Origin of the sequence: Micromonospora sonchi (genome assembly GCF_014646235.1) — a bacterium.
Taxonomy (GTDB): Bacteria; Actinomycetota; Actinomycetes; order Mycobacteriales; family Micromonosporaceae; genus Micromonospora; species Micromonospora sonchi.
Map to the genome: position 1 here is coordinate 1 of NZ_BMNB01000051.1, position 23,994 is coordinate 23,994.

General features: G+C 67.5%; 17 protein-coding genes. 6 read left to right on the forward strand and 11 right to left on the reverse strand.

What is annotated here, in order from left to right:
• Nucleotides 1-260: 260 nt before the first annotated feature.
• Together IEY61_RS29720 and IEY61_RS29725 are read left to right on the forward strand one after the other, a co-directional pair.
• Nucleotides 261-1,646 (forward strand): hypothetical protein, encoded by a 1,386-nt coding sequence (locus IEY61_RS29720; RefSeq protein ID WP_189050398.1) that lies wholly within the window; start codon nt 261-263, stop codon nt 1,644-1,646.
• Between the two features lie 207 nt (nt 1,647-1,853).
• Nucleotides 1,854-2,678 (forward strand): transposase family protein, encoded by an 825-nt coding sequence (locus tag IEY61_RS29725; RefSeq protein ID WP_444543364.1) that lies wholly within the window; start codon nt 1,854-1,856, stop codon nt 2,676-2,678.
• Nucleotides 2,679-2,700: 22 nt separating this feature from the next.
• On the opposite strand, the gene IEY61_RS29730 is transcribed toward IEY61_RS29725, so the two are convergent.
• Nucleotides 2,701-2,955 carry a VOC family protein gene (locus IEY61_RS29730; protein WP_268240705.1) on the reverse strand — a complete coding sequence of 85 codons (255 nt, stop codon included), beginning with the start codon at nt 2,953-2,955 and terminating at the stop codon, nt 2,701-2,703.
• Nucleotides 2,956-3,302: 347 nt separating this feature from the next.
• Here IEY61_RS29730 and IEY61_RS29735 point away from each other — a divergent pair, with 347 nt between their 5' ends.
• Nucleotides 3,303-7,949, forward strand: coding sequence for an NACHT domain-containing protein (locus IEY61_RS29735; RefSeq protein ID WP_189050404.1), 4,647 nt, complete (start codon nt 3,303-3,305; stop codon nt 7,947-7,949).
• A 110-nt stretch (nt 7,950-8,059) separates the two neighbouring features.
• On the opposite strand, the gene IEY61_RS29740 is transcribed toward IEY61_RS29735, so the two are convergent.
• Nucleotides 8,060-8,197 (reverse strand): hypothetical protein, encoded by a 138-nt coding sequence (locus IEY61_RS29740; RefSeq protein ID WP_189050430.1) that lies wholly within the window; start codon nt 8,195-8,197, stop codon nt 8,060-8,062.
• Between the two features lie 462 nt (nt 8,198-8,659).
• Between IEY61_RS29740 and IEY61_RS29750 the strand changes: the two genes are divergently transcribed.
• Entirely contained in the window at nt 8,660-9,904 is a 1,245-nt protein-coding gene (locus IEY61_RS29750; protein WP_229706575.1) for a hypothetical protein, read from the forward strand.
• 382 nt (nt 9,905-10,286) lie between these two features.
• Here IEY61_RS29750 and IEY61_RS29755 read toward each other — a convergent pair whose 3' ends face one another.
• The 9 genes from IEY61_RS29755 to IEY61_RS29795 all read right to left on the reverse strand — a co-directional run bounded on the left by IEY61_RS29755 (nt 10,287) and on the right by IEY61_RS29795 (nt 21,415).
• On the reverse strand, nt 10,287-11,483 hold the full coding sequence (locus tag IEY61_RS29755; protein WP_189050406.1) for a hypothetical protein: 1,197 nt from the start codon (nt 11,481-11,483) through the stop codon (nt 10,287-10,289).
• A 446-nt stretch (nt 11,484-11,929) separates the two neighbouring features.
• Complete coding sequence (locus IEY61_RS29760; RefSeq protein ID WP_189050408.1) at nt 11,930-13,993, reverse strand: toprim domain-containing protein; 2,064 nt, start codon at nt 13,991-13,993, stop codon at nt 11,930-11,932.
• Nucleotides 13,983-14,189 carry a hypothetical protein gene (locus tag IEY61_RS29765; protein WP_189050410.1) on the reverse strand — a complete coding sequence of 69 codons (207 nt, stop codon included), beginning with the start codon at nt 14,187-14,189 and terminating at the stop codon, nt 13,983-13,985. The genes IEY61_RS29760 and IEY61_RS29765 overlap by 11 nt, the downstream gene beginning before the upstream one ends.
• A complete protein-coding gene (locus tag IEY61_RS29770; RefSeq protein ID WP_189050412.1) occupies nt 14,186-16,051 on the reverse strand; it encodes a type IV secretory system conjugative DNA transfer family protein in 1,866 nt (621 codons plus the stop codon). Before IEY61_RS29770 ends, IEY61_RS29765 begins: the two co-directional genes overlap by 4 nt.
• The gene (locus IEY61_RS29775) at nt 16,048-17,502 is read right to left on the reverse strand and encodes a putative type IV secretion/conjugal transfer ATPase (protein WP_189050414.1); all 1,455 of its coding nucleotides are present in this window, start codon (nt 17,500-17,502) and stop codon (nt 16,048-16,050) included. Before IEY61_RS29775 ends, IEY61_RS29770 begins: the two co-directional genes overlap by 4 nt.
• Before the next feature lie 29 nt (nt 17,503-17,531).
• Nucleotides 17,532-19,028, reverse strand: coding sequence for an SCO6880 family protein (locus IEY61_RS29780; protein ID WP_229706576.1), 1,497 nt, complete (start codon nt 19,026-19,028; stop codon nt 17,532-17,534).
• A 5-nt stretch (nt 19,029-19,033) separates the two neighbouring features.
• Entirely contained in the window at nt 19,034-20,302 is a 1,269-nt protein-coding gene (locus IEY61_RS29785) for a hypothetical protein (RefSeq protein WP_229706577.1), read from the reverse strand.
• 46 nt (nt 20,303-20,348) lie between these two features.
• Nucleotides 20,349-21,122, reverse strand: a complete 774-nt coding sequence (locus IEY61_RS32365; RefSeq protein WP_189050418.1) for a DUF8175 domain-containg protein — start codon at nt 21,120-21,122, stop codon at nt 20,349-20,351.
• A complete protein-coding gene (locus tag IEY61_RS29795) occupies nt 21,122-21,415 on the reverse strand; it encodes a hypothetical protein (protein ID WP_189050420.1) in 294 nt (97 codons plus the stop codon). Before IEY61_RS29795 ends, IEY61_RS32365 begins: the two co-directional genes overlap by 1 nt.
• Nucleotides 21,416-21,574: 159 nt before the next feature.
• On the opposite strand from IEY61_RS29795, the gene IEY61_RS29800 reads away from it, so the two are divergent.
• Together IEY61_RS29800 and IEY61_RS29805 are read left to right on the forward strand one after the other, a co-directional pair.
• Nucleotides 21,575-22,111 carry a hypothetical protein gene (locus tag IEY61_RS29800; protein WP_189050422.1) on the forward strand — a complete coding sequence of 179 codons (537 nt, stop codon included), beginning with the start codon at nt 21,575-21,577 and terminating at the stop codon, nt 22,109-22,111.
• A gap of 5 nt (nt 22,112-22,116) precedes the next feature.
• Nucleotides 22,117-23,232 carry a peptidoglycan DD-metalloendopeptidase family protein gene (locus IEY61_RS29805; protein WP_189050424.1) on the forward strand — a complete coding sequence of 372 codons (1,116 nt, stop codon included), beginning with the start codon at nt 22,117-22,119 and terminating at the stop codon, nt 23,230-23,232.
• The last annotated feature ends 762 nt before the right edge of the window (nt 23,233-23,994 follow it).

Genomic DNA, 23,994 nt, shown 5'->3' on the forward strand with positions numbered 1-23,994 from the left:
CCAGCATCGCCAACAGCTCCTCGTACGAGGGCGGGACCTGCGGGACGGGCGACACACCATGATCATGCCAGCCGATCAACCAGAGTGGACCACCGGCCGCCGACTCACCTCAAGCTGAATACGTACGATCCGTGCACCGAAACTTAAGGAGCGGCCGCGGAAATTGGGCGACAGTCGGGCTCCGGCTGCCATATCCTATTCGGCTCGGCATGAGGTCCGGGCATGGCGTATGCCATCGACGACTCGTAGACCAGGCCGACATGCAGATCATTCCCCTGGCTCAGCTGCGCGAGACCGACGAACGTAGCCAGCGTTTCACCCCGCTGGGTCTCGGCCTAGATCGCATGCTGGCCCCGGAGTCCGCCGCCACCTACCATCAGGAAACGGTTGCCCAGATTGACCTTGCCGACGACGTGGCGCAGGGCACACGTGACGCCTTCGAACGACTGCGCAACATCCGCGCGTACGGGGTGCTGTGCTACGAGATCTACACCCTGGTCAACGACCACGCGTTGCTAGTCATCGAGCAGGCTCTGCGGGACAGGTTCATCGACTTCCACGACGGCTCATGCACCTTCGCGCACCGCGACGGCCGCGAGAATACGATCACCATCGGCGAGTACGACGACGTATACAAAGCGGCCAAGCGATACTCCCCGGGCCGCGGTTACCGGCTGCGTGTGGGAGGCGGCCCGGCAACCGTCGAGTTCAACGGCATGCTCGACGGCTTGCGCACATGGGCACGGGCTGCTGGACTGCTCCGCGGGCAACGCAATCGCGGCATCGAGCAACTGCTCGCGAAGCTACGCAACTCCGTCGCCCACCCCTCGTCGACGCACCTGCTTACTCCGGTCGACTGCGCGATGACGTTGCGCGACTTGGCCGAGTTCATCAACCAGCTTTGGGGAGTACCCACGCCGGGCGGCCGTCTCTACCCCGCGCCGGCCGAGCGCGACGTGCTGTTCATCGGCTGGAACGCCAACGGCAGTATGACCCTCGCTCCAGCCGATCACCTCACCGCCGGCTTGATTCGTCTCGACGACATCGAACAGTGCGTGATCGTCCGCGCCTTTTTCGGCCCGGGAGCCCGCCTGGAGGACCCCGACCTCCACTACTTCAACAGTCGATACGAGAACACCCGACTACCTACCGAGTACCTGTGGGGGCCTGGCAGCCCCACCGAAGCCGCCGCCTGGCTCACCACTATCCACCCCACATGCGACTCTGTGGACCTCCTTGATCAGGTCTTCGCCATCCGGCACGACGGGGACCGCTTGTACCGACCCATGAAGCCCGGTGTTGTCGCGTTGCTCGACCCAGGCGACCAGACCGGCCACTGGTACCTCATCCAAGCTGATCTCCCTCAGGACGCCTTCATCCACATCCAGCGGCTCTTGGCGGCCGAGCCGGAATGCCGCCAAGCCGGTGAATGCATGGCATGCCCAGTCGAGATCCTCGACCAGGGCACCGTCGAGGAACTCGTCAGACGCGGCCATCTAGCCCCGACAAGCACCGCGCTGCCTCCGGCCTTCTGCCTCCGCGACGACATTCCGTCCTGGCAACCAGCGCCGCTACGCACCAACCGCGAGCCGGCACGACCTAGCGCACGACGTAGCAGGAGAAACCGCCGTGGTGGCGCTCGATAAGCCGGCCGTAGCGACCAGATCGCGGCAGACCGGATGCCGAGACGCGGTACTGAGTTGATCTCAGCAACGCATAAGGGTTGATTGGTGCGACACGGACGAAGGTGCCGAGTCGGACGGCAGTGGAAACAGGCGTGGAGCCATCGATAGACACGTCCTTGCGACAGAAACACGTCTTCGAGAGGGCTCCACGTGATTGCCTATCGTGCCATGGTCGACGTTCCGAGGGAACTTGTGCGCTACCTCGGCCGGCTCCTCGCCGCCGAGCGCCGGGCTCGGGGCACGCGCTCGGGTACCCGCGCCTTGACCTGCTTCTACCAGGCGTTGTTGGTGCTGGTGTGGTTCCGCAAGGGCGAGGACATGACCTTGTTGGCAGCCGGGTTCGGCATCTCCCGGGCAACCGCGTACCGCTACCGCGACGAGGGCATCGCGGTGCTCGCCGCCCAAGCGGCCGACCTGCACACCGCGCTGCGTCGAGCCGCCGACGACGGCTGGTCGCATGTGATCCTGGACGGGAAGCTGTTCGACTGCGACCGACTGGCCGAAACCACTGTGTCGGTCAAGGGCGAGGTGATCGACGCCTGGTTCTCCGGAAAACACCGCGACTTCGGCGCGAACATCCAAGCTGTCATGCGCCCGGATGGGCTGCCGATCTGGACTTCGGCGGCGATGCCCGGGCATCTGCACGACACCAGCTGTGCCCGCGAACTGGGCATCACCGCCGCCCTGAACTGGGCCGCCGCTGACCTCGACCTGCCCACCCTGGCCGACTCCGGCTACGAAAGCGCAGGCCACGGCATCAAGACACCGGTCAAGCAGCCTGCCGACGGCCGCAGGCTCGCAGCCGACAACCGCGCCTACAACCGGCTGCTACGCGGTCTGCGCTGGCAAGGAGAACGCGGCTTCGCGATCCTGATCGGACGCTGGAAGACGCTACGCCATACGACCGTCAGCCCACGCCGAATCGGCGACATCATCGTCGCAGCCCTGCACCTGACCCATTTCGAGTACAAATACCTACCGCAAAGTCGTTGAGATCACTTCACTGACCATGGCATCAAGCGACGCAGAACTCATTGCCCTCCGGGTCATGCATGACGACGTGCCCGAGATCGTCGCCGTACCACTCCTCACGGACCGCCCTCGCGCCGGCGGCAACCAGCTCGGGCACCTTCTGCCGGATCAGTCGGGCACGCTCGGCCATGTCCCAGGGGCCTGGACCGGCCGCTCGGGTATCGATTTTCATGCGGTTCTTGGCGGATTTGCCCTCTCCGAGACGTGGGAGCAAACGCGGACCGAAACGCGGGCCCATTCGGCCTGCTCAACCGCAGGCCGGGGGGCCAGAGCGCTGGAGCGCCGCCCGGACCACTCGGACCCATGCCTGATCGTCGTTGTGGTGATCAGATTAGGTTTCACAGGTTGTCGTCGTTTCGGCGCCAGAGACTTCGGGCGGTGTGGTCGAACCCGTGTCCAAGTCCGAGTATGAGCCGGAGAAGCCCGCTGGGCTGGAATGTCGGACGCCTGATCTAGGCTGCGCAGACGGTGCGAGAGGACCGTTGAAGTGGAGGTAGTGGATTGACACGCGCGTCGGCGGGCGGAGCTGGGACAGCGGGCGGTGTCCAGCACGAAGGCCGATGTGCGGCGTGGCTGGCGGCTCACATGCTCGCCGAGACCGCGTTGCCGGATTGGGCATCTGGCCGGCTGGTGGTCGGTGTCGGTGGACAGACGGGCCGGCCGGTCGACGACGTTGGCGCACTGACCGACGCGGGCGGCTGGGTTTGCGTCCAGGCCAAGAAGCGGCTGGCGCGTAGCGACGACACGAACAGCGACCTGTCGGCAGCGCTGGAACAGCTGGTGGCCATCGATGCGGTGGGTGTTCCCAGCCGGCCGCCGCGTGAGGATGATCTGCGACGTCTTACGCCGCAGGTTGATCGGGTCCTGATTCTCACCAACGAGGAAGCGCCTCGGACGATCGCCGGGGCGATGGCCCGGCTCGTGGACCGCCTGCGTACTTGGCCTGAGGCCGTTCCCGTGGCCGAGGCTGCCACGACAGCGGACGAACGAGCAGCTCTGGACACTCTGCATGAGCACTTGAAGCGTCTGTGGTCTGAGCGTCACGGTCACGCCGCGGACGAAGGTGTGGTGCGGTCACTGCTGCGTCCGCTCGCGGTTCGGGCCTTGAACTTACGGCCAGATGGGGTGGATCTACGTGCGCTTCTGCCGGACCTTCGCGATCTTCTTGACGATCCTGCCAAGGCACCTGCGCTGTGGCGCGAACTGGAGTTGATCGGTCAGCAGCTCACAGTCGAGCGCTCATGGATTCGGCGTGTCGATCTGGTCCACGAACTAGAGAACCGGGAGATCTATCTCACGCCAGTTGTGCGCCTGCGCCGCGATGTCCAACGGCTCCAAGAGATCACGACCGGCAACCTCGATTCGCCGCCCACAAACCTTGCCCTCACCACGCCGGACGGCCCCGTCAAGGTAAGCCGGGCCGCATCGAAGCTGCTTGACGCATCCGAAGGGAACGTGGCGATCACTGGTGATCCCGGCGCCGGCAAGTCGGTCGTCTTGCATCGGTTCGGCGCGTGCCAACAGGGGGACATCGTCTACCTGACGCACGGCCAGTTGCGGGGCACGGCCGGCCAGACTCGTGCCGAGCTCAACTTGGACCATGATCTTTACGAGGTGCTCGCTGGCTGGACGGGATCGCATCCGGGGCTACTGCTTCTCGACGGCGTTGATCAAACCCGAGGTGTCGACGCGTCGAGTTGGCTGCCCGAGCTCGCTGAGCGTCTCCGATCATCCCGATGGCGGATCGTTGCCAGTATCCGATCGTTCGACCTTCGCCACGGCAGCCGCTGGCGGACGATGTTTGCTGGGAACCCGGTCGATCCCGAACACATCGACCCGGAACTCGCCGGGGTCGCACACCTGAAGGTGGATGACCTCACGGCAGAGGAGATCGCAGAGGTACGAGCGGCCAGCCCATCGATCGACAAGGTGTTCAAGCAGACCAGCGAACGTCTACAAGGACTACTGGCCAATCCATTCAACCTCAACCTGGCAGGCGACCTAATCAGCGCCGACATGGACGTTTCCCAGGTCCGCAGCCGGCTAGACCTGCTGACTCGCTTTTGGCGACTTCGCGTCGCCGACGGGCCCGGGGGACGAATTCGGCAGCGTGTGGTGCGCACACTCGTCGACTCGATGGTCGCAGCCCGATCTCAACAGGCCGACGACTCGCAGCTCACCGAGTCGGCTTTGCTGACCGTCCTTGATGACCTGGTCCGCGACGGCGTACTCAGGGAAGGTCCTGCCAGCCAGTGGGCGGCGGGCCGGCCCGTCGGGTTCGCACACCCCGTCCTGTTCGACTACGCGGCAGCGATCGTCGCGCTCGGCGACGTCACCGCGGCGCATAGTTTCGCCGACAGGCTCGACGCCGACCCGGATTTGACCATGGTTCTGCGGCCTAGCCTCGACTACCGACTAGCGATCGCATGGCACGACGACCGGACCCGTACAAGCTACTGGTGGCTCGCCTTGCGCCTAGCGTCACAACGATCCGGCCACATGCTGGCCGCAGCTGCGGCCGCGACCGTCGCCGCCCACGAGATGCGCGATCCGGCCGAGTTGGAGCCGCTGGAATCCGCCTGCATCGCTGGTGTCGACGCCGCGACTTGGACCGTCGACGATGCACGGGGACTCGCCTTCCTGGTCGCTGCCGGGCTTGCCGACGCCGGCTCGAACTCGGCGGCATTGGACGCGTTCGGAGAGCTGCTGGCGGGCCTCGCACTCCACGCCGTGAACAACGACGACGCCGACCTGGCACTCCTGGTGGCGCAGCTGAGCCGCCGCGCAACAAACGATCAACCACCGGTCCCTGGCACGCTGGCCGCCCGCTGTTGGGTCCAATCGGCCATCGCCGTCTTTCGGGTGGGCCTTACCGAGGTGAACGATCCCCGACGGGCGAACCTTGCCGATCGCGGCGGACGGGCGCTGGCCACCGCGGCGACCCTCGACGCCGCTGCGACCGCCGACACCATACGAGCGGTCATCGCCGAACCCACCCTGCGGGCATGGGGCGTACGAGCCGTTCGCCCACTGGTCGACGTACTACCGCAGATAGCGCGCCAAGACCCGACCCTCGCTGTCGATCTCGCCGCAAGCGTCTGGCTCTTCCGGGACGACCGATCCCAGCCCACGAATATGCTCAACAGCCAGATACTCCCCCTGAGATCCAATCGCCAGCAGGACCTGGAGAGCGTCCAATACCAGGTCGGCCGAAAGTTCCCCGATCTGGCAGCAGCGGACGTCACTACGGCGACCAGGCTCTTCATCCAGATCGTTGAACCACTTTCCGCGTCTCGATACCGCGGTATTGAGACGGAGACGGCCCACAAGCCGTCAGTGCTATACGGCGACGCTCTTCAGTACGCAGGAGGTCATGGGTCCTTGTCCTCAATGGCCGACACCCTCGTGGACCGCCTTGATGAGCTCGGACCAGACTGCGGCGAGGCAATCGATCTGCTCATCAATGGCCTCACCCAGGCCGAGGTGTGGAACCGCCTGCTTCATCGAGCCGAGACGAGCGAATCAACCGGTCTCGCGACCGTACTCCAGCCGGCATTGTCCAACCCATCGCTTTTCGCCCACGGCGAGACGTGGCCGGCTGCCGCGCGCGTTGCTGCCCGCCTTGCCCCGCACCTCGCCGCACCGGACCGTGACGCACTAACGCGGGCCATCGTCGAGGCGACCGAACCCGCAGCGGACGATTCGGAACGACGGAGGCACAGCCTCCATGAGCGGCGCGAGGCACTGTTGAACGCTCTCGCCACCAGCGGAACCATCGCAGATCCAGCTCAGACCCCTCTGAGTCTGTCACTTAGTGGCGTGCCGGAGCAGGTTGAGCCTGACACCGCGTCCTCTCCGTACACGCGGCTTCTCCAGGACGTTGACGAGGCGCTTGAGCAAGCCAACCAAGCAGCAGAGCGTGAAGCCGCGGGCCGACGGCTGCTGGCCCTGTGGCCAAGGCTCGAGGCAGCGGATACCGCGAACCGGCGGATGCGTGCCGCCTGCCACATCGCTTGCTTGCCGGAGGTTTTACCAGACAACTCCGTCGGCCGCCAGATCCTCGCAGACGTCGAGGCGGCCCTGCCTAAACCTGAAGGCGACACGGGGCAGCCCGCTTCTAACGGCAGTCGCCATGCGAGCTGGTCGAGCACACCGGAAACCGAGGCCCTCACTGTCGTCCGCGTACTGCTTGCACGGCCGCAATGGCGAAGCGCCCACGGTGACGAGCTACGCGCACACCTGCTGAGCCATCTCGACAGCAGCACATGGATACATCGCTACCTCAGCACCGCCGGCATCAGCCTGATCTACACCGAGCCGGACGACCTCCTCGCGCAGGTGGAAAGCCGACTCGCGACCGAGCAGGACGGCCATGTCGTGACGCTGCTAGTCCACGCCCTGGCCAGACACCTACACACCCGGCCCGCCGATGTGGACGGCATCCTTTCCCGGATAGCCGCCCTACGCGGCTCGCCTCACCTCATCGCCCCGCCCAAGGACGGGTCCGAGGTTTACGACACGCCCGCCGAGTCGGTGATCCAGTGCCTGACGATCCTCGCGATCGAGTACGGCACACCCTTTGCGGACGCCACGGTGCGACGGTGGCTCGCGAGTCCCGTCGACAACACCCAAACAGTGATCGTGATCGCCGCCCACCTGCGCGACCTGCTCAATCCCGCTGACCCCTCCCTCCGCAGCGCACAGCAAAAAGCGTTCGACCTGCTAGCTCTCACCGTGAAGCCACTCGCGTTAGCCTGGACCGACGTAACGCATCTGGACAAGGCATTAACCGTCGCGGACGCGATCACCCAACAGCTGTACTTCGCCAGCGGCGCATTCGGGAGCCAGGAAGGGCGCCGCAAAGAGCTCGGCGACCCTACGGTCTTCGCGAAGCTCGCACTGCGGCTGCTAGACGGTATCGGCCAAGTCCGACACCCGGCAGTCACCCACCATATCGTCGAGACCGTCGAGCATCTCAGCAATGCACAACCCAAGCCTGCCCTGCATCTGGCGCTGCAGGCGGTCACGGAGGATCACGGGTACCTCGCCGAGTCCCTCGGCGTCGACGCCGTCATCAAGCTCATCAACACCTACATGGCCAACCACCGTGAACTCGTCCTCGGCGATCCAGAATGCACCACGGCAGTACGCCTTCTCCTCGAACAATTCGTACGAGTAGGATGGCCCAAAGCCATACAAATGGCAGAACGGATGGACGAACTGTTCCGCTGAACCCACGGAACAAGGCTCCAGCCGGCCGGGACACCCAGTTGTGGGCGGCACCGACCGCGGCCTTCCGGGGTGCCGGGAAGGCGCGAGCTTCGCTTCCCGTCATGGTGGTCTCAGTTCCCGGCTTTGCCGTACCCCACCGCGAAAGTTCCCGACGCCTTCAGTCCCGGAACCAGAGCCACGTTGTCGGAGTAGTCGCCCAGGTCCCCGCCGTCGTCGAACGACCCGACGTCCCCGAACGGATCGGCCATCGCGGGATCCGTGGCGACAGCTGACAGGTTCGCCGCCGACCTGCCAGTCGTCCGCGCAGACACCACCGCCAAGCTACCACCCGGGACGCCACGAGATGATGCAGATGGACTCGCGGGTAGGTGTCGCCGTTGCGTAGGTGGGCCCGGACCAGCAGCGCCTGCTGACCGGCCGAGAGCTTGCGCCACCGGCTGCCAATCGCCGCCCGGTGGTGGGTACGTAGCAGGTTGGCCAGGCGATTCGGGTACGCCGCGGACAGCGTGATCGTGCCAGGATAGGTCACCGAGGCTCCTTGGGAAGACGGTGAGCTTCGACAACCCGTCTCTGACCAGGAGCCACGTTTTATGTGTACATTCAGCACGCCGCCGGCACAGCCCGTGATCTCCGATCCCGAGGCAGGTTGGAGACGGCTCATTATGGACAAATCATTGGACTAATGATGGTATCCCCTGCACCCTAGTTGAGTGCCGCAAGATGTCGAGCCTCATGTCGTCCTCCTGACCATGGACTTGGAAGCGTCGGAGATCGTCCTGAGTCGCTCGGACGGCAAGGAAGCGCGGGTACCCCTCGCCCTTCGACGTGGCCCGGAGCTCTCCGCATTATCGAAGATTCAGATCACGCCCGACCATCGCGGGCTGCTCGCGGTCATGACGACCGGCGCGGAGGTCCTGTTCGAAGTTCCTCGGTTCGATGGCAGCGACCAACTCGCAGGCCGCCTGGTGGTCTATCTGGATCAGAACCACTGGAGCACCGTGGCCAACGCTTTCCACTACCCGGAGAAGGTGACGTCCACGGAGCTAGTCGCTGCGCACAGGCTCACTGAGCTCGTTCACGATCGACAGATCGTGATGCCCACGTCGTCCGCACACCATCATGAAACAGCCACGCGGTTCGACTTCGACAAGCGGTACCGGCTCGGCCTGACCATGTTGCAGCTCAGCCGCGGCTGGCAGGTGCGTGATCCGTTGCAGGTGCGTCGCGACGAGCTGCGCTCAGCCTTCATCGATCGCTACGGCCTGCCGAACGATCGGGCAGACGATGCGGTCTTCTCGTTGGCGCCCAACGTGTTGTACTCGCCTCACCGCGGATGGTCTCCACCGAGCCCACCGTCGGACTTTTCTCCCGAAGTCGCCTTCCGGTGGGAGGCCTTGACCGAGGCGTGCGGGCACATCGACGCCGTTCTCGACGTGGATCGGTCCGAAGACGGCCCGGACACCGGCTGGGTGGCAAAAAGTCAGCATTTTAGTGACTGGCTCGATGGCGAACCGAAGACTCGAGAGCAGAAGCGCAAGGCGATCGATGCATGGCTCTTTGCCGACCTCTCAGACGAAATCGCGTACGAATCCGCCGCCTGCGGCGCCACCGTCGATCAACTGCGCGACTGGTGCCTCCGCCATTTCGCCGCAGACCTTCGCCATGCCCCGGCGACCGGGCTATTCCGTGAGGTCCTCCACGACCGACACTTGAACAAGGGCACACGGTGGAGGCGGAACGACCTGACCGACATGATCTATCTGTCGTGCGCGGCGGGATACGCCGACATCGTCGTAGGCGAGCGGCACCTCCGAAGCATCCTCAACCAAGGGCTGCATCGTCTGGGCCGCCCTTTGAGGGTCCACCGCCACCTCGCTGACGCTGTGACGGACATCGAGGAGCGGCGGTCGAACGGCAGGCGGGGAGCGCCAACGGTGCGACAAGACGGCTCGTAAGCCGGTAACGTCTTCGAGTCACGGGGTGGCGAGCTTGGGACGTTGGACCGAAAGGTTGGATGTGTTGATGCCCTTCACCCCGGCCGCCGCATGCGCTTACGTTCCTGAGACGGTCGAGAAGTCATCGGGTGGACAACGCGAGATCACCGATGGTCAAGGGGCCCCAGGCCGATTCAGAGTGCGTGGGACGGAGCGTGAGCTCGCCGTATGCGACGGTGCGTGCGTACGTCGGCGCGGACCGGATTCAAGGTTCAATCGCGGACAGGCGCGAATCAGACAATAGCCTCGGCCGCGGGCCGCATCAAACGAGTCATCCAGCCATCGGCGGCAAGTGGCATTTACCCCGGCACTCGGCATGATCAGGTGTACTCATCTCGGCTGCTTAGGCCTGACGAGGGAAAGGCTCGCCTTTGGGCCAGGGGTTGCCGAGGCCGAACCAGTCGGTCTGAGCACGCGGCGAGTCGATGAACTCCATCTGACTGTCGGCGCCGAGGATAGCCCGGCGCCACATCGGCAGCGCTTCAACAGCGTGCTCCGGGTCCGGGTGCTCCCAGATCGTGTGCTGCTGGTTGCCGACGAACGCAGGGTGGAGCTGTTTGACGACGAGCACGGCCGACACCCGGCGGTGGTCCCAGTTGTCGCCTGCGTACCAGTAGCCGTTGGCTTCGCGGACGACGGCGTGCGATTCGGTCCCATCCGGCGCAGTCGTGATCTGCAACATCTCGGTGCCGTAGAGGGCGTTGTACACGTCGTGGTCGTCCAAAGACATGCTGCTCGAAGCGACCGCCACGATGAACGGCGCGCCGAGCGGGCCGTAGGCCGCGCCCTTGTCGCTCAGCGCCCCGAGGATGCCGACCTCGTCGTTTACCCGCGCCGCGTTACCGCCGAAGATCCCCAGAGGTCGGACACCTTCTCTTCCGCGCGCCTCGGAGGACTTGGGGATGGCCCAGAATTCGATGATCCAGCCCACGTCGTCGCCCTCGGTCTGCTCCTCGTAAAGGTGGGACGGGAGGTCGTCGCGGCGCCCGCCCAGCTTGACTTTGTCGGGGTCCAGGCCGCTGAGCCATCTCTCCAGGCGGCCGCGCAGCGGTTTGGCGCGGAGCGGACCAAGGCCTTGCCTCACGACCTCGATCCAGAGCGAAAAGTTGGGGCTGTCCAATCTGTTGAGCGACTCGTACACCGCGTTGATCCGCGCCGCCGCGCCGACAGCGACGTCGCTGTCGGACGCCGACCTTGCTTCGACGTAAATCGACCGTCCGTCCTTCTCAGCCAGGAAGTCCGGCCGGCGAGTTGTCCCCTCCAGCACCGGGTGGCACGTCACGGTGTAGCCCATCCGAAGCAGGCACTCGTGGAGGTACAACTCGAAGAACGCCCCGCTGAACTGCCGGTCGTCCTTCGATCTCAGCCGGCCCCTGACGTCGGCTTGGGCGTCCGGGCACAGGCGGCTGAACCAATCCTCGATCAGGTCACGAATCTGGTCCCAGTACGCCCCCGAGACGCGGTCCAAGAACTTAAACCGCCCATCTCCGTGCACGGCCGGGGACGGGTCGGTCCGGGTGATTGCAGAGAAGATGGTCACCACGACATCACAACCCGGCGACAATCTTTGGCTAGTTGCGACACGCCGCTGTATCCGCTCATCGGCTCCGCACGTCGAGCGAACGGTTGGCTCAGCAATATCCGTCACACAACGTCACCAACTTGAATCACCGCCATATCAGGCGGCGAGTCGCCGAACACAGGCCGGACTGGGCGCCGGTGTGCACTTGCAGCCGTACCTACCTGTGCAGGAGTTGACCGACTTTGCCTTCAAGAGGAACGAGGTCCGTACGTCTGGTGGCAGGCCGGGCCAGGGGCGGGCACCTCCACGCTGGTCCTCGACTCGCCAGCGGAGCTGGTGGTTCATGCGGTTCGTGTGGTTCTTCATCACGGCTCAGCTGGTCGATCAGCGCACCCGCGACGACTCCCATCCGGGTATTGGCCGAGCAGCTTGTCACATAGGCCGGAACACCCGAACTGGCTGTTCTAGCGGTGCCGAGGGCCCGACCGGATTTCCTGCCCCGACGACAGCAGGCCGGGAGGCGGTCCCGGATTCGCAACCGCCCCGTTGGTGAACGAGGTCCTGGCCAGGGCCGCGGCGGACCCGGTGGCGGCCACCGTTGGGCGGTGTGCGGCGCCGATTGTGGTGACGCGCGATGGCGGAGCCGATCGTGCATGGATGAGGATGAGGGCAGCCGCTCCGCTCTGCGGTCCAAGGCTGCCGGTCAACCGGTTGGTGCTGGCGTGGACGTCGCTCATCCCGGCGAGCTCCGCTTCCAGAACTGCAGGTGCGACGGCGCGATGTAGCGCTCTGGTGCAGATCAGGAGAGGGCCGTCATCGAGCGGGCAGACGCTGATGTCGCCCGAGCGGACGCTGGACGTCAGGATGACATCGGCGATGCTGCCTGGCTGGACGTGTTCGCCGTGGTCGCGCCGCTGCCGGGCGGCGGTGTGATCGGCAGTGACCTGGACGAGCCGGCCGGCGCTGATGGTGTAGGCGCGGCAGTTGCCCGCCCATGCGATCTCGAACCGTACGCCGAGACGGTTGTCCGGGGCGGGATGCGCCGAGACGACCAGGAGAGAGGCGTCACCGGCCTGGCTGGGGTGAACTCCGTCGTAGAGGGCGTTGACTGCCGCCCGCGCGGCGTGCAGCCCGGCGGCCGGCATCGAGTGGGCAGTGACGGTGGCAGCGATGTCGGCAGCCATTTCTGCTGCGGCTGCTGCCTGCTGGTGTTGCCCGATCCCGTCGGCGAGTGCCCAGACGGTGATCCCGCTGCGCGGGTCGTGGCGGGTGGATGTGGCGGTGGTGACGATGGCTTGTCCGCCCGCACTGCGAGCGATGGCGGACACCGTGAGGGCGGGCTCGCCAGCGTCCGCAGCAGAGTGCGCATCCGCCGCTGGCGGATCGGATGATGAGCCGGGTCCTGCCTGCGGCTCGGGCGGCTTGGGCGCTGGGGGAGGGTCCAGGCCGCTGGGGGAGCGGGTACGGGCCTCCCACGCCTCGATGACGCCGCGGGCGACGTCGGTGGATTCCAGGCCGAGCTGCTCGGCGGCGGCTTCGGCCATTGCCCTCGTAGCCTCTGGTGCGTCCACGAACAGTTCGGCGATGGCCCGGTAGGCGGTGATGCGGTCTTCCGCGAAGCGGGCCGGGTCGGTGATCCGCCTGGTGGCGTACAGCTGGCTGATGGTGTTCGTCATCTGAAGCTGGGCCAGGGGCTGGACGGCACCGATGATCTCGTTGATCGCCGAGATCGGGTCCATGGAGACGAGCATGTCGGCCGGGTCCTGTCCCGGGGGAAGGTGGACGCCGGAGACCTTGCCGGGCCACCGGGCGGCGATCGGGTACGCACGTCCGGCGGCACGGCGACCGCCGTCGTCACCGTCGAAGGCCAGGACCAGTTGGGCTCCGGCCAGGGCCTGCTGGAGCAGACCGAGCTGCTCGTCGGTGAGGTTGGTGCCGCAGGGGGAGACCGCGTACACCGGCTGAGCTTCGGGATCGGCGGCGCGCGCGGTGGCCATGCGGTGCATCGCGAGCACGTCGGCGGCGCCCTCGACGACGAACACCATCGGTGTGCCAGTGCCGGCTGGCCGGTGCGCGAGCTGCTGCCCGAGGCCGTACAGCAGCGAGCGTTTGCGGTAGACGGCGGTCTCCGGAGTGTTGATCCATCTGGCCTCGGCCCGGCCGCTCAGGTCGCGGGCGGTGAATCCCACGACTCGGTTGTGTACGTCGGTGATCGGGAACATGATCCGGTCACGGAAACGGTCGAGCAGGTGTTTGCTGCGGCGGTGGATGAAGCCCAGGCCGGCGGCGGTGACCTCGCCGGCGGTGAATCCCGCCGCCTGCAGGTGGGTGGCCAGGTCGGTCCAGCGTCCCGGCGCGTACCCCACTTGCCATGGTCCGGTCGGGTCCGGTGCCGCGCTGATGCCGTGACTGGTCAAGTAGCTTGCGGCCTTTGGCGAGGTGGGTAGGCAGTCGGCGTAGAACCGGGCTGCGGCGGCGTTGACCGCATACAGGCGTTCCGGCGTAGGGGTCCGTTGTTCAGCGGCCATCGTCGGCCGCCGGCTGCTGGTCGGGGTGTGCGCCGGTGTGCGGTTCGCCGTTCAGCGCAGCGAGGGTGTGAGCGTGCACCAGGTTGGTGAGAGCCAGGAGGTCACCGGTCAGTTGGTCGATCTGGCGTTGCAGGTCGGCGAACATGGCCTCGATCCACTGCTGGTCGGCCGGTGTCCGGGACGGGCGGCTGGTCACAGCGCCTCCCTGCCGTCATCGCGGACCGGACGGTCCGGGCTGGCGTCTTGCCTGCTGGCGTCCAGATCGGCCTGGGCGGTCCGGGTGATGGCCTCGACGCTGGCGGTGGTGTCGGCACTGATGGTGTCGGCGTGGTCGCCGCTGTACCACGGCATCAGCTCGACCATGGCGGCTCGGACGCCGGTGGCCAGGAGGATCGCCCGACCGCGCTTGAGGGCGCGCAGGTCGCCCGGGTCGAGGATCCGTCGCCGTTGCGCGCTGGTGGAGTAGCTGGTGTGACCGTTGCCGTCCCGGTTGATCGAGGTCGTGGCGACGTCGTGGTCGCCGATGAGGCGGGAGACGTCCTCGGCGTGCCGGGAGTCGTCGAGCCCGGCGCCGACGAGCTTGACCGTGGCGGCGCTCCACAAGGCGGTCATGCCGCGTTCGCCCCACACGCCTTGGCCTTGGGCGATGTTCTGGATGATCGTGATCGGGATGATCCCTCGGCCGCCGAGATGGCTGTAGAGCTGCGGCAGATCGCTGATCTTGCAGATGTTCGCGGCTTCGTCGAGCACCGCCAGTACCGGCGGGTCGATGCGGCCACCAGCAGCCTCAGCATGGACGACCGCCGTGCGTAGCACCGCGTCAGTGAGCGCGGCGACCAGCGGGGCCGCCGCCCCCGCGCCTTCCTTTGACAGGAGATAGAGCGTGTCCGCGGAGGCGGGGAACGTGGTGACGTCGAGGCGGTCGATGCTGCCGGTCGGTGGGGTGACCCAGGCCATGATGTCCGGATCGGACAGGCACCGGGCAGCGGTGCGGGCGGTCTCGTAGACGCCGTCTCTGGTTTCCGGGGCACCGCCCTGTCGGCCGGCGAGGGATCGCGCGGCCTGCGGAAAACCGGCGGCCCGCAGCAGCGTGACCGGTTCGCGGCTGGTCGCGTCGGACAGCCAGGCCTGCACGTCGGCGAGGGTGCCCCCGGAGGTAGCGGCGGCCAGGAACAGGCAGGTGAGCAGGTCCCCGGCGGCGAGTGGCCAGAACGGGTCGCTGCTGCCGGTGCCGCGGATCTCCTGGATGAAATGGTCGGCCAGGCGCGCGGCATCCTCGATCCCGTCGATCGTGGCGAACGGATCCCACCACAACGTCTGCGGCTGGCGGGTGACCCGCTGCGGGTCGAACGACCAGACCCGACCGACCCGCTGACGGGCCCGCGCGGTGGCGGCCCAGAGGTCGGAGCGGTTGCTGGTGGCGAGCACCGGTCCCGGCGCGTCCAGGATCGGGGGTACGGCGAGGCTGGTCGTCTTGCCCGCCCGGGGAGCCATCACGGCGAGGATGACGTCCTCCCAACTGGACCGCAGGATCGGACCGTGCCGGCGGTTGGCGGTGACGAGCCGTCCGAGGGCGATACCTACTGCGACGGCTGACACCTGCTTCGGCTTGCCGGCGAGGCTTGGTCGCAGCCGCTGTGCTCGTCGTACGGCCGTGGCGCCGATGAGTTCGTCGACGTCGTGGGCGCGGGCCAAGGACGGCAGCGGATCACCGGCCCGCGGCCGGCGGGCCTGCCACCACGCCCAACCCCAACAACTGGGTACGACGGTCCCGGCGAGCAGCAGCGCATAAGTGGCCGCTACCAGGTGCGGCGGTACGCCGGGCCACAGGTGCTGCCAGTCCCGGTCGATCAGGTGCCTCGTGAAGTCCCAGCCGAAGTCTGGACCTGTTGCCCACGGGCGTCCGGCGGCGACTGCGGCGAGCCGGCCTGCCAGCCACGCCATCCAGGTCAGCCCTGCGGCAGCGGCGCAGGCACCCAGGATCAGCCATGGCGCTAGGGGGTATCCGCCCGCGCTACCGCGCGGGTAAATCGGCTGCTGGCTGCGAATGCCGCTCATCGGGCACCCGCCCGCACCGCCATGTCGGTGTCGTACAGCCACCGTTCATCGCCGACCAGGTGGAGCGCCACCGGCATGCCGGCTCGCTCGCCGGTTTTCACCAGGTACTTCCCGCGACCAGGGTGGGTGGCGCCGGGCACCAGGGCTTCCGGGGCGGCCCAGCAGGCGACCATGTCGCGTTCCGGTCCGGAGAGACGGACCATCAGACCGATGCGGTCCAGCTCCCGGCTCGGCAACGCGGCCAGAATCTTGATCGCGCACCGTTCGGCCATCCCTCGCCCCTTGGCCCGGTCTTCGTCCGTGGCGAGCGCGTCGAGGTCGTCCAGGGAATGCGTGAGCATGATCTGCGCGACGCCGAGGTTGCGGGACAGCCGGGTGAGCGCGTCGGCCGGCTCGACCAGACCCGGGGCACCCCGTAGCGCCCGCCACAACTCGTCCATCACGGCGAGGTGCCGCCGCCGGGGCGCGAGGCCCTGGTCGGCGAGGACAGCTGCGGCGTCGATGACGGCGTACCCGTAGCTCCAGGCCGAGAGCATCGCGGCGGCGACCAGCTTGTCGCCGGCTGCGGCGACGCGGGAGATGTCGATGCTGACGGCGGGGGCGGACAGGTCGATGGGGGTGGAGGTGGCGGCGTCGAAGACGCCAGCGAGGGTGCCTTCGCACAACAGCCGTAGGGTGGCGACCAGATCGTCGATCCGACGTCGGTAGTCGGCCAGCGAGGTGGCCCGCGTCGCGGCGCGGATCGTGTCCGGTCCCTGGTCGAGCACCGCGAGCACGTCGGGGATCACGGGCTCGCCGCTGCGCCGCTCGGCGAGCAGGTCGATCACGCGGCCAAGGACGACCTCCTCGGTGTTGCTGACCCGTCCGCCGTCGCGCACCAGCGTGCACAACGCGATGAGCAGGGTGAGTCGCCGTCCGCGTACCTCCAGACGCAGCTGGTCGGCCTCCGGGCCGGTCATTCGGGACAGCGCCGTGCCGAGGGGACCGGCGTCGAGAGGGTTGATCCGGTCCAGCCCCCGACCGACGCAGATGACCTGTCCGCCGAGATGCCGGACGAGCCGGGTGTAGTCCGGCTTCGTGTCGCCGAGGATCAAGACCTGGGCGCCGGTGGCAGCCATCCCCGTGACCAGGCGCTTGGCTAACGCGGATTTCCCGGCACCCGGCTGCCCGAGCACGAAGATGCCGGTGTTGGTGGTCAAGCCGGCGTTGAGCCACTCGAACGGATCGAGCAGCACGGACTCGCCCCAGAGCTGATGCCGCCCGATCGGCACCCCGAGCAGGGGAGCTCCGGATCCGGCGGTGAACGGGTACAGGCCGGCGGCCTGCACGGTCGTGGCCTGGTATTCAACTCCAGCCGCGACGTGCACGGCCCGGCCGGCGTGCGGCCGACGCCAACCCCATGCCGGGGCCAGCGGACCGAACGCGGATACGTCGAGATCAATTCGTGTCATGGGTGATGCTCCTGAGGAGTTGGAAGGGGTCAGTGCGGCCACTGCTGGGCCAGCACCGGCGGGCAGATCCCGGTCGGCAGGGTGACGGCGAATCCGGCGGCCTGGGAGCGCCACAGGCGACGTAGCCGTACCTTGCAGGTCTCCGCGCGGCTCTCCACCTCGGCGACGGCGCGACCCAGATCAGCCGGGTCAAGCACGGTGGTCGTCACCCACAGGCTGATCAGGCCGACGCCGGCGCCGAGTGCTTCCTCCCGCGCGGCTTGCGCGGCCTGCTCGTGGTCGGCGATGTCCCGGGCGGTCGGGTCGAGCTTGCGTGCCCGCCGGTACGCGGACCGGAACTGCGCCGCGTTGACCTGCCGCTCGACCTCACCTGCGGCTTGCGCGGCGGTCATCGGGCGGTACAGCAGCGTGACCCGTTTCGGGTGGTCGCCTGGAGCGAGAAGTCGGGCGAGCACGTGGTGGGTGACCGGCTGGCGCGGCGCCTCGTGCCACGCCCAGGTCACGCTGGTCGCGCCGTCGTGCTCGTACCGGTCGGTGTGCTCCTGCGCCGCGACCGGGCCGGCATTGTTCCAGTCCAGCAACTGCGCCGCCGCCTCCGGATCGGCGCTGAGCAGGCGCGTCACGTCGCCCCGGCTGGTCGGGTCGAAGCTGTGTCGGACGATCCCCGCGATCTGCGTGGCGGTCGCCCGGCCCAGAACCGTCAGCCCGCACCCGGCCAGCCCATCCTGCAAGCCCGGCAAGGCCCGGTCGACCTCCGTGAGGCACTCCTGCAAGGACCTGGGACGGGCCGGTGACGCAGCCGGATCGAATGTGATCGACACGTTCGTCTGCACGTCAGCGGCGGCCTGCGGCGCGGCGGCGACGAGCTGCTCGAGCACCCGTACCGCTGCCGCTGGGCCGTCCGGGGCCAGCCGGCCCGTGATGTAGTCGGCCAGCCGGGTGCCCGAGTCCGCCGCGGTGTCGACCGTGACCGCGACCCAGCGAACGATCGGCACGTGACCGAGGCCCGCCAGCCAACCACCCCAGTTCGACACCCACGCCGTTGCGGCCTCCGAGTCGGCAAGCCACGTGGACTGGGCGGCGCAGCGCAAGGTGACCGTCATGGTGCCGAGCCGGCGGTGCCACACCACGCCATAGGTGCCGCCGTGGCCGTCCTCGGCGGACAACAGCACGGTCGGCGCGAGCACACCCGGCAACTGCCAGGCATGTTCCTCGGCCGACATCACGCCACCGCGGTAGCTGGTGTGACCACGTGTGGCGCCCGTGGCCCAGCGCAGCCGCTGCACGAGCGCCTGCGCCAGCGACACACCGTCCCACTGGGCGACGTTGCCCACGATGATGACCAGGCAGATCGGCCCGACCATCAGGAGGCCGGCAGGACTCACCGACACCGTGATGAGCGAGACGGTCAGCGCCGCGAGTACCGCCATCGTCTGGCCGAAGCCGAGCCCGAACATGCCCAGAGCCCTGGCCCGACGCCATCCGCCGTAGGTCCGGGTCTCGGTGGCGGGCGAATCAGCAGACATCGCGGTCACCCGCCTTCCGTCGTACGGGCGGCCGTGCTCGACGCCGATCTGGCTGCTGTTCGTGCGACCTGGGCGCCGACAACGACGCCAGCCACGACGGGCGCAGCGGGGCCGGTGGCGGCAGATACGCCCGCCGCCGCAGTACCACTGGTGGCGGTCGCGGTTGCCGCGGTTCCGGCGGTGGTGCTCGCGGTGGTTGCCGTCGTGGTGCCCGCCGACGGGGTGGTGCTGGCGGTGGGGGCCGGCCCGATGAACGTCGGTGGCGTCGGTCGGGGAGGACCGGAGCCGCTGTCGCCGCTGCCGCTCGAAGGCGGCGGGTTGCGGCGGTCTATCTCGCGGGCGTAGTCGGTCGCCGTCATGCCACCCGCGCCTCGGCGTGACGCGATCGCGTGCAGACCGGCGGCACCGGCAGCGGCGAACATGCCAGCTGAATTGCCGGACTGTTGAACGGAACCCACGGTCCAGTTGAAGAACTTCATCATGGCCGGGAGTGCGACGAGGCTCAGGCCGAGCATCCCGGCACCGGTGAACCAGGTCGAGACGTCCCGGGTTGCCGGGTCGCCGATGAGCATGAACGCGACCGCATACGACGTGGCCGCGAACGGCTCGTAGAAGGTCAACGCGAGCAGCCAGCCGAGTATCCGTCGCAGCCAGTTCGACGTGGCTGCGGTGAAACTGCCGCTGGCCGCGAGTTGCAGCACTCCGGCCAGGATGATGATGGCGCCGCTGCGGAACAGCAGCAACATCGCCTGCGCGATGCTTCCGACGAGCACGATGAGGCCCATGACGACGATCAGGATGTTGCCAACGCCAGGAGGGAGCGGAAGCAGAATGAGCTGCATCCGCTCGGCCAGAGCATCGGTCTTGCAGACCTGATCCTGTCCGAGCTCTGGGGCGCAATCCATGCCCCAGGTCAGGACCCATTCGGTGTACGCCTCACATGCCGTGAGCAGCATCTGCGTTCCGGTGAGGCTCACCGCGCCGAACAGGGCGGTCGTGAACAACCCTTTCACGACCGCGACGAGCGGCTCTCCCTTCCGATTGATGATCATCAGCAGGGACTGCCACATGATGCCACCGATCGACACCAGCACGGCGAACGGCACCATCCACCGCTGGAGCACCTGCGCCGCCGATGCCCGCTCGACATCGACGGGTGGCAGCGACAGCCACCAGGTCACCGTCGAGGTGATCAAGCTCGACTGCGCCGCCCTGACCTGTTCGGCGAGTTGACCGATCATGGAGTCGGCCACCGCCCCGGCGGCCTCGGTCACGCCTTCCTTGATCTCGCACTTGAGATCCCAGGCATCACACATGGCGCTACCTGCTCGGCAGCGGCGCGTAGCCGCGGACGAGGACGGGCCCGACAAGTGTCCGCACCGTTGACCAGTCACCCTGCGGTGGGGCCACCAGATGCCAGTCCGCGCCAGACCAGGAGACCTGCACGACGGTGGCGGCGCGGGCGACGCTGCCCTCACCGTCCGGTGCCTCGATGAGCAGACGCATGCTGGCCGCGTGAGGGTGGTAGGTGTCGACCCGGATTCCGACGATCGAGGCATAGATGGGGGTAAGCGAATCGCCGTAGGGAACCTGCAGCTGCTCACGGGCGACGGCGTAACCACGAGCTACCGCATCGGCGTACGCGGTGACGTCGGGCCCGACGACCTGCTGACGCAGCGTCGGCTCCCAGACGTGTGGACCCACCTGTGGGCTGGTGCGGACCAGTAGATGTAGTCCCGCGAGGACAGCGCCGGCCGGCGTCTGGGCGAACCCTCGAGCCCGTCCGTCCTGCAAACTCCGCGGCCCGGCCGTGACAGAGACGGGCAGCGCAAGCCCAGCCACCGTGACCCAGCTCAGATCTGCCGGCCACCGGAGTTCGACATCAGTCTGCTGCGGCGACCCGGACGTGTGATCCGCGCTCGGCATAGCCGTGACTTGGTGCTGGTCGGGTGTGGTCCGCTCGGGCTGAGATCCCTCGCCGCCGTGCATCGCCATGAGCGCCGCCAGCAGAAGCAGCGCGAGCCCGGCGGCAATGGCGACCAGCGGGCTGGTGAAGCGTCGCCGCGCCGTGTGCCGGAAGCGTTGACGCGCCATCACAGCACCACCCCGGCGATTCCGGCGGCCAGGCTGGTCAACGCCAGTCCGGCAAAGACCCACGGAACGCCGGCGGCACCGTCCACCGCCGTTTGCGACCGGTTACGCCGGCCGATGATCATCATCCCCGCGCAGATCATGAACCCGAGGACTCCGGCGACCAACAGAATCCACTTCCCCCAGGCGAGGAAGTCAGCGGCGATCGCATCCATACCCGGCGGTGCCGACGGAGCCGGGTCGGGCGCCTTCGTGGCAAGCACCGCATGGCTGGCGACAACGAGCTTGAGAATCATCCTGATCTCCTCCGACATGGGGATGCGGCCCGATTGCTGGGCCGCCGCCGGAGACGTTCGTGGATCCGGGTAGGCGCTACGGGTGCCGCCGAGGTCGTCGGCGGCGCTACGGCGCTACCGCAGCGCTGCCGGAAAGCGACGCAGTCAAGCCTGGCCCGCATGACCCGTTCTCCTCGCTCTCACTTCCTGCTCGCCGTCGCGCTCACCGCGATGCTCGGGGCCTGTTCGACGCCGGGGCCGCAACCCCAGCACCAGGAGTCCTCAGCCCCGACCTCCCTGGCCATCGACCCTTCGGTTGACTACCGCGACCCGTCAGCGGTGTGCGCCGCGTTCGCGGCCGCCGTGCACCGCCTCGACACCACCGTCGACCGCGATCCGGCCGACGCCTATCAACGGGCCACGGCATACCTGGACGCCACGTCAGCCGCCGCGTTGGCGTCCTCAGGGCCAATGCGCCGCACGCCGCTATGGCAGGAGTGGACCAGCCATCGTGCCTACATCAAGGTCCGCGTAGGCCCGTACGCCGGCGACGCGTTGCCGTCGGACACCGCTGACCAGCGGCAAGCTGCTGCGCTGGTCGCGGTACGGCCAGTGGGACGCGACGGATGGCGGGGCCCGATCGAACGCCACACCGTCACGTGTGTTCTTCGACCGGCCATGGGTGGCTGGCGCATCAGCGAGTACGAGGTCGGCTGATTGCGATGACCGAAACGCACGGGCAGGCCAACACCTCGACACGCGCGCTCGCGCTCCTGCTTGCGGGTGTGCTCCTCGTCGGAGCAGGACTGGTCGCCTTCGTCACCTCCGGCGCCGCGACTCTGCTCGCGACAACCTCGCGGGCGGCCGCGGTGTCCAACGCCGGGCAGCTCAACGTCGACGCCATCCCCGCACACGCCCGCCATCTCGCGCCCTGGGTAGTTCGCGCCGGCTCGATCTGTCCACAGATCACCCCGCCGATGATCGCCGCACAGGTCGACCTGGAGAGCAGTTGGAACGCCGACGCGCTCGCCCACAATCCACCCGAGCGGGGCGGGGACGCGATCGGCATCGCACAGTTCCAACTCGGCACCTGGGCTACCTGGGGCGACGACTACGACAACGACGGCCGCAACTCGCCCAGCGACCCCGAAGACGCCATCTATGCGATGGGACGCCTGATGTGCGACCTCGTGGTCTGGGCGGCCCGCAACATCGACGGCAAGCGCCTCGTCGGCGACCCGGTTGACCTTGCCTGGGCTGTCTACTTCTGCGGCCGGACCTGCATCCTGAACGCTGGCGGCGTACCGCCTGCGGGCAAGACGCACGACTACCCGCAGCAGGTGCGATCCCGCATCGACAGGTACACCCTCGTGTTCGGTGGCACCGGCCTATGGCGGCTGCCCCTGCCCGCCGACAGCTACCTGCTCGTCAGCAAGTTCCGGCCGCCGACACGACCCGAGCACAACGGGATCGACCTCGCCGCGGCCACCGGCACCCCGATCTACGCTGCCACGGCTGGCGTCGTCCTCTCCGCCGGATGCGACAGCCCCTACTGCGACCGACCAGGACACCCGAACCTGTCCGGCTGCGGGCTCATCGTCAACATCAACCACGGCAACGGCATCGCCACCCGGTACTGCCACGCCGTACGCCTCGCCGTCACCGCAGGAACCCAGGTCCAGGCCGGCCAGCTCATCGCATGGGTCGGCAGTACCGGAAGGTCCTCCGGGCCCCACCTGCACTTCGAGGTGCACCGGAACGCGCCACCCCTGATCGCCGCCAACGCGGTCGACCCGCTCACGTTCATGGACGCCGTCGGCGTTAATATCAAGCGATAGCCCGCTGCAGACCTCATCAAAGGTGGCGGCTTCATGGACGCGGTCAGCCCGGCGTTATCCCGAGTTGGCGTTGACGCTCCAGGTCACTCAACCGCCGCACACGTACAGGACCTTGCCGCCGCCACAGCCTGACCGCCGCAGCGCCGCCCGGCCGCAGGCTCTCGTCGAGTTCTTGAGCAGCGGGCCACTGACGGACAGCGTTAGTGCCATGGAGTACCAGCTGGTGAAGCAGACGCACCAGCGCCGCAAGCCGTCGTGGCGCAGACCGCGAAGCCACAGGCCAGCCGGTTGATGGTGGCGCCGTTGCGAGATGGGCCAGTACGAGCAGAGCCTGCCGGCCGGCATCGAGGCGCCCACCACCGGCGTCGGGTGCGTTCGGCGCGGATCAGGCTGGTCAGGTGATTCAGGGTGCGGCTGGGCAGCTCGATCGTGAATGGGCGATCAGCACAGCGAGGCTCCCGGTTGAGGATCTTGTCGAGCGATGCCTTGCCGGAAGTTTTGTCCTATGTCGACATCGGCTCGCCGCACCCCTGCTTTACCAGGACCTCCACGATGAAGAGGCGCACTGGTGCTGCAGAACGCAGGGTATGGGTGGTCTTGAACAAACAGGTAGCGCGGTGGTCCATGAGGGCGCGACGTACGTATTCAGCTTGGGGTAGCCGTTTGGGGCAACCACGGCCCGGTGGTGAATAGTTGCTTGAGCACGTCGAGGGCGTCCATGCCGTGCTTGGCGGCAGTGGACAGGTAAGAACGCAGGGTGGC

Excerpts from the sequence above, each read along its gene's own strand:
- IEY61_RS29720 (WP_189050398.1), top strand. The coding sequence starts at position 261 with ATGCAGATCATTCCCCTGGCTCAGCTGCGCGAGACCGACGAACGTAGC.
- IEY61_RS29725 (WP_444543364.1), top strand. The coding sequence starts at position 1,854 with ATGGTCGACGTTCCGAGGGAACTTGTGCGCTACCTCGGCCGGCTCCTC.
- IEY61_RS29730 (WP_268240705.1), bottom strand. The coding sequence starts at position 2,955 with ATGGGCCCGCGTTTCGGTCCGCGTTTGCTCCCACGTCTCGGAGAGGGC.
- IEY61_RS29735 (WP_189050404.1), top strand. The coding sequence starts at position 3,303 with ATGCTCGCCGAGACCGCGTTGCCGGATTGGGCATCTGGCCGGCTGGTG.
- IEY61_RS29740 (WP_189050430.1), bottom strand. The coding sequence starts at position 8,197 with ATGGCCGATCCGTTCGGGGACGTCGGGTCGTTCGACGACGGCGGGGAC.
- IEY61_RS29760 (WP_189050408.1), bottom strand. The coding sequence starts at position 13,993 with ATGGCCGCTGAACAACGGACCCCTACGCCGGAACGCCTGTATGCGGTC.
- IEY61_RS29770 (WP_189050412.1), bottom strand. The coding sequence starts at position 16,051 with ATGAGCGGCATTCGCAGCCAGCAGCCGATTTACCCGCGCGGTAGCGCG.
- IEY61_RS29775 (WP_189050414.1), bottom strand. The coding sequence starts at position 17,502 with ATGACACGAATTGATCTCGACGTATCCGCGTTCGGTCCGCTGGCCCCG.
- IEY61_RS29780 (WP_229706576.1), bottom strand. The coding sequence starts at position 19,028 with ATGTCTGCTGATTCGCCCGCCACCGAGACCCGGACCTACGGCGGATGG.
- IEY61_RS32365 (WP_189050418.1), bottom strand. The coding sequence starts at position 21,122 with ATGGCGCGTCAACGCTTCCGGCACACGGCGCGGCGACGCTTCACCAGC.
- IEY61_RS29795 (WP_189050420.1), bottom strand. The coding sequence starts at position 21,415 with ATGATTCTCAAGCTCGTTGTCGCCAGCCATGCGGTGCTTGCCACGAAG.
- IEY61_RS29800 (WP_189050422.1), top strand. The coding sequence starts at position 21,575 with ATGACCCGTTCTCCTCGCTCTCACTTCCTGCTCGCCGTCGCGCTCACC.
- IEY61_RS29805 (WP_189050424.1), top strand. The coding sequence starts at position 22,117 with ATGACCGAAACGCACGGGCAGGCCAACACCTCGACACGCGCGCTCGCG.